The following is a 4,535-nucleotide window of genomic DNA, read 5'->3' as shown; positions in this document are numbered from 1 at the left end:
GATTTTGATAACCCCATTTCTTTCGCCATTTTTTCAAGATTTTCAAGCACAGATTCACTGAGCGTTATCGTTAATCTTTTTTTCATGAGCCACCTCTCAAAATTTTATAAATTTATATTAACAAAATTACGCATTAAATGCAATGTTTTTCGCATTATTTTTCAAAATCTCGCCGAATTCGCCAAAAAACTCGCCGAAAACTCGCCGAGATTTTACACCCCCTAAACCCTTGGGGCACAAGGCTTCAAGGCACTTTTTTTCTTAATTTGGCACTCGGCACTATATGGGGGGTCGTAGTAGCCCCCCCGATTTTTAGATTTTCCCTTCGGAAAAATCACCCGAATTTTCTTCTGAAGATACAAAAAAAAAGACCCGATAGGGTCAATCTCATTTAGAAATATCAGGGGTCTTTACAGCCCGAAGCTGAAGGCAGTCCCACACCCGACACAAATTGTGCCCTTTGAGCTATCCGTTTCCAGTCACCCTACGGAAATGAGATTCACACCACCGACCGTATCGCTGAGGTGCCTCATTTAGATTATAACACAATTTTTGACACTTAGAACCAGTACATGATATAATTAACTTGCTTAAAAGTTCGATGAAGCTAAGCATAAAGAAACACCTAGGGGGGCAACCCTAGGTGTTTTTTTGTGCTTGCTCAAGGCACTCAGACTAAGTTATTTGTCGCATTTGTCATGCCACTTACGGATTAGCCATTCCGCAATCAGTTCTGTACTGACACCGACCAGCAGTGGTAGCAGAACAAGCTCGATGAAGCAGTTTAGCATAAAGTCTCACCTCCTTAGCAGTGCTAACTGGGTGTTGCGACTGTGCTATTATATCACGACCGCTTACTTTATTCCATGGTCTATTTGACAACAAGTAACCTAGGTCGTTAGTCTTTGATGTGTCGCTCGGTCGAACTTCGTTCTGACCAACCGCCCCCTCCAGTCTAACTTGACCTAGCTTATTGTCAAATAGCTTTCACGGCATAAACCGCTCAGAGACTTGGTCCTTGATTCCTTTCTCTTTCCTGGTATCTATTTCTAGCTCTTCTTGACGCCTGCAAGTCATCCAATCGGTTCCCTATACTTTTTATCTCAGATTCAGTTAAAACCTCTTGAATGTCTTCTAACAGCTTTTCAGAGCCTTTCAATTCCTTGTTTTCTTCTCGCAACAAATAGTTTTCTTTTTCTAGATTGCTTTTCTCTCGGTCTGATTGTGTCAGCCGTTGTTCCAACCTTTCTTTTGACACTTTGACATTCTCGAAAGCTCTTCTAAGCATTTCATTTTGACTCATGGTCTCCTCTAGTTTTTCAACGACATCAGACATAAACGCTTTTAAACGATTGACAAAATCAACCGTGAAATGAAAACCTCCACCGAACAATTTAGGATTCGCTGCAGTTAATTCTTCCTGGAGTTCTTCCGCAACTTGTCTCCTGTCTAGATCAGATACCGACATTGCTGCTAACTGCTCAACTCTTTTAGTAATAACCCCTTTTTGTTTAACTTTCTCTTCGGTTAACTCTTTAACTCTAGCACTCAGACGCTCAGAATCGCTTTCTAAGCCTTTTAATTCCTTTTCTCGATGTTTTATACTAGTTTCTAATTCAGATAGCTCTGAGAGCCTCTCAGAGGCCTTAGAATCGATTTCATCATATTCCGTAACCTTTTTATCCAAGATATTCTCTAAACGGCTTAAATCGCTCTTTAAATCGTTTCTATGGCTATCCAGCCATTTAAAGCGTTCTTCCAACGTTGCCTCTCGAATATGATATTCCTCTTCAGAGAATAACGAAGCTATACTCTCATACCCTGCAACTTCCTCTTTAGTTCCAGGTCTATTCTCTTTTTCATGCCAATACCGAGGTGCTCCCAGGCTTAACAATTCTTTATTCAGAGTTTCCTCGCCAATTTTAGCCTTATAATCAGCTACACTCAAATGTTTTCGTTCACTTCCTAACTGCCCACGCGATAACTCAAACCCATGTTCATTCATGTATTTCGGAAAATCTTCTTGGATTTTCTTCAGTTCTTCACGACCAAACATCGCCTTTGAAGATAATTTTCCATCTGCCATAGGAACAACTCCCAGGTGCATATGCGGAGTACTCTCGTCCAAATGAACACTAGCATAAGCAATGTTAGATTTACCATAATTTTCTGCAAAATAGTCTTTAGCAATCTCAAAAAAATACCTGGTTTTTTCTTCACTCAAACCGTCAAAAAATCCCTTGTCTGACGTAATAATCCATTCATCACATAAAACAGCATCTTTCCGAATCGCTCGACTAGAAACCTTTGTTTCATTCACATAATCCTTAATCTGTTTTTCATACGACACTGAGCGGTCACGATCCGTCAACTCATAGTTGAGATGCGACCTGCTCGTATCAATATCTTTATTCGAATGATTCTCAAAAATACGTTCATTATGTCGATAAGCTCCCCCAAGATTACCAACCTTCATTTTTTGCATTCTTGCTACAAGATAACTCACCCTTCAGCTCCTCTCCAGGTGGTCATTCGAACAACGAATGACAGGCAAGCCGCCCAGGCTATTGCTTGCCTAAATACCTAACATCTTAGCTAGTAGTTTAGCACATTTTCGGTACAACTTCCATGTAAAGTATAACGCACTATACTTTACTTCGTAAAAGTGCGGTCTTGCAGACGGCTTGCTCGCCACAAAGGAAAGGTGGCGAGATACCAAAAACGCCCTCGAACCACAAGGACATTTTTGTCATGTCGGCCGACTTCCCCAAGTCGACCAAAGTCATTTTTTCAAAATGACCAATAACCAATAAAAATACGTCTCTAACATCATTTTCTTTGACTTTTAACTAATTTTTTTATAAAATGAAAGCGGTAACAGAGTTTTAGATTAGAAAGGACAAAACACGGAAAACAATAACATCTAAAATTCTAAAAACGCTATTTCATTAAACGAATATCTTTCCACAAGGAGGTTAATCATGAAAAAATTTTTAATTGCCATTTTAGCCTTTATTGGTGCATTTTTCGTTTTATCTGGTAATCTAGTTCAAGCTGATGATTTCGACAATGCTATAGCAAACGAAATTCCTCGTTTACAATATGTCGGAGATTCTCACACAGAAGAATTTACTACAGCAACTGGAGAAAAAGGTACAATAACTGTAACAAAAATCGAAGAAGGAGAACCAGAAATTTCCTTCCGTTGGTTACACTGGCACACAAGGTCAAATGTTTCAAATGGTACATACAATGTTAATGTTATCTTAGGTGCATCTAATGCCGGTTTTACCGTTACAGTTAATAATAAAAAAATTACACGAGCTTATGATCCATGGTATTTCCATATCGTTGCAAGCTCTGCTACACTAACTCTTGACAGCAGTACACAAGCTACATACAACATCAATTTTAACGCTTCAATACCTTGGTTAGGCGGTCCATCTTGGAGCGGAGGAGTTAGAGCAAGAATCGAAAACGGTGCTTTAGTTACTTATGTTCGTTAAGTAAATAATTATGATTATAACTGTAATTGTATCTCTCTTAATCGTTGTTACTCTAGGATTCTTGACACACTTACTCCTTAATGCTATAAAAAACCGCAAAAAATCATAAAATAAAAATGAGTCGGGTATTACATATCCGACTCATTTTTTGTTTATTTCAGAATCAACAATTTCCCCCGTCTCTGAATCAATTTCAGCTCCTGGTTTTACTCCTCGTTTGCTACGTTGATAAGCCCCATCAAATAGCAACTTCATGAATCCAGTTTTTCCTGCGATAACCTCATTGACCAAATTGATTGTCAATCCATAAGCCTCTCCGTTCTCATCGATAAAGTCATATAAATCAAAAATATTTTGAAGTGTATATGCTCGAATCAATGAAACAACCACGTTGAAAAGTTCTGCTTTTTCCTCGACATCCAACGTCACATAGCGGTCAATATCAAAATTATTGATTAGCTTTATATCAGCTTTATCGTAAACATGTTTTTTCTTGGCGATAGCATCTTTGCTCTCATGCGTTAAATACAAGTATGTATTTTCAACGTTTAGAACAACTTGCACCATTGCTAAACTCTTTTCTCCAAGCAATTTCTTGATTTTCCAACGCACGCTATCTGCAGTAACTGGATTTTTAGCAATATAAAGCACATGATAGTGTGGTTTTTTATATTTCTGCCCCTCAACATTACTCTTGTCTTTATCGTGAAGCGGACTAACTGCTATCGGCACTCCAAGAGTTTCAAGCTTCAACTCCCAATCATTCGGAATTGATTCTGGATAGAGCAAAAAAGTAAAGTATCTTGATTTTTCTTTAGCCATAAAGTATAATATACCCAAGTATAATATATCTAAAAGCCCCGCCAGCCAGCTCGGCTTTTTTTATTTTACTTGACCTTTCTTGTAATTTTCCAAGGCAACTGAAATCATTGCGGATTTTGATAACCCCATTTCTTTCGCCATTTTTTCAAGATTTTCAAGCACAGATTCACTGAGCGTTATCGTTAATCTTTTTTTCATGAGCCACCT

The 4,535-nt window shown here is 38.4% G+C and carries 4 protein-coding genes and 1 pseudogene; 1 reads left to right on the top strand and 4 read right to left on the bottom strand.

Features of this window, described 5'->3' with window-relative positions:
- Positions 1 to 86 (bottom strand): annotated as a pseudogene (copA, locus tag JOC28_RS10495) (plasmid copy number transcriptional regulator CopA); the annotation flags it as partial.
- A 917-nt stretch (positions 87 to 1,003) separates the two neighbouring features.
- A complete protein-coding gene (gene mobV, locus JOC28_RS10490) occupies positions 1,004 to 2,506 on the bottom strand; it encodes a MobV family relaxase (protein ID WP_205010617.1) in 1,503 nt (500 codons plus the stop codon).
- A 475-nt stretch (positions 2,507 to 2,981) separates the two neighbouring features.
- On the opposite strand from mobV, the gene JOC28_RS10485 reads away from it, so the two are divergent.
- A complete protein-coding gene (locus tag JOC28_RS10485) occupies positions 2,982 to 3,506 on the top strand; it encodes a DUF5626 family protein (RefSeq protein ID WP_205010616.1) in 525 nt (174 codons plus the stop codon).
- A gap of 141 nt (positions 3,507 to 3,647) precedes the next feature.
- Here the strand turns inward: JOC28_RS10485 and JOC28_RS10480 are convergent, their stop codons facing one another.
- Entirely contained in the window at positions 3,648 to 4,328 is a 681-nt protein-coding gene (locus tag JOC28_RS10480; protein WP_205010615.1) for a replication protein, read from the bottom strand.
- Positions 4,329 to 4,388: 60 nt separating this feature from the next.
- Entirely contained in the window at positions 4,389 to 4,526 is a 138-nt protein-coding gene (gene copA, locus JOC28_RS10475; protein WP_000746878.1) for a plasmid copy number transcriptional regulator CopA, read from the bottom strand.
- Positions 4,527 to 4,535 lie beyond the last annotated feature (9 nt).

Origin of the sequence: Streptococcus loxodontisalivarius (assembly GCF_016908645.1) — a bacterium.
GTDB lineage: Bacteria > Bacillota > Bacilli > Lactobacillales > Streptococcaceae > Streptococcus > Streptococcus loxodontisalivarius.
Note: the sequence above shows the minus strand (reverse complement) of the source record. Positions and strands in the feature narration are given on the sequence as shown.

Coding starts and splice junctions, on each gene's coding strand:
- JOC28_RS10485 (WP_205010616.1), top strand. CDS start 2,982: ATGAAAAAATTTTTAATTGCCATTTTAGCCTTTATTGGTGCATTTTTC.
- JOC28_RS10480 (WP_205010615.1), bottom strand. CDS start 4,328: ATGGCTAAAGAAAAATCAAGATACTTTACTTTTTTGCTCTATCCAGAA.
- copA (WP_000746878.1), bottom strand. CDS start 4,526: ATGAAAAAAAGATTAACGATAACGCTCAGTGAATCTGTGCTTGAAAAT.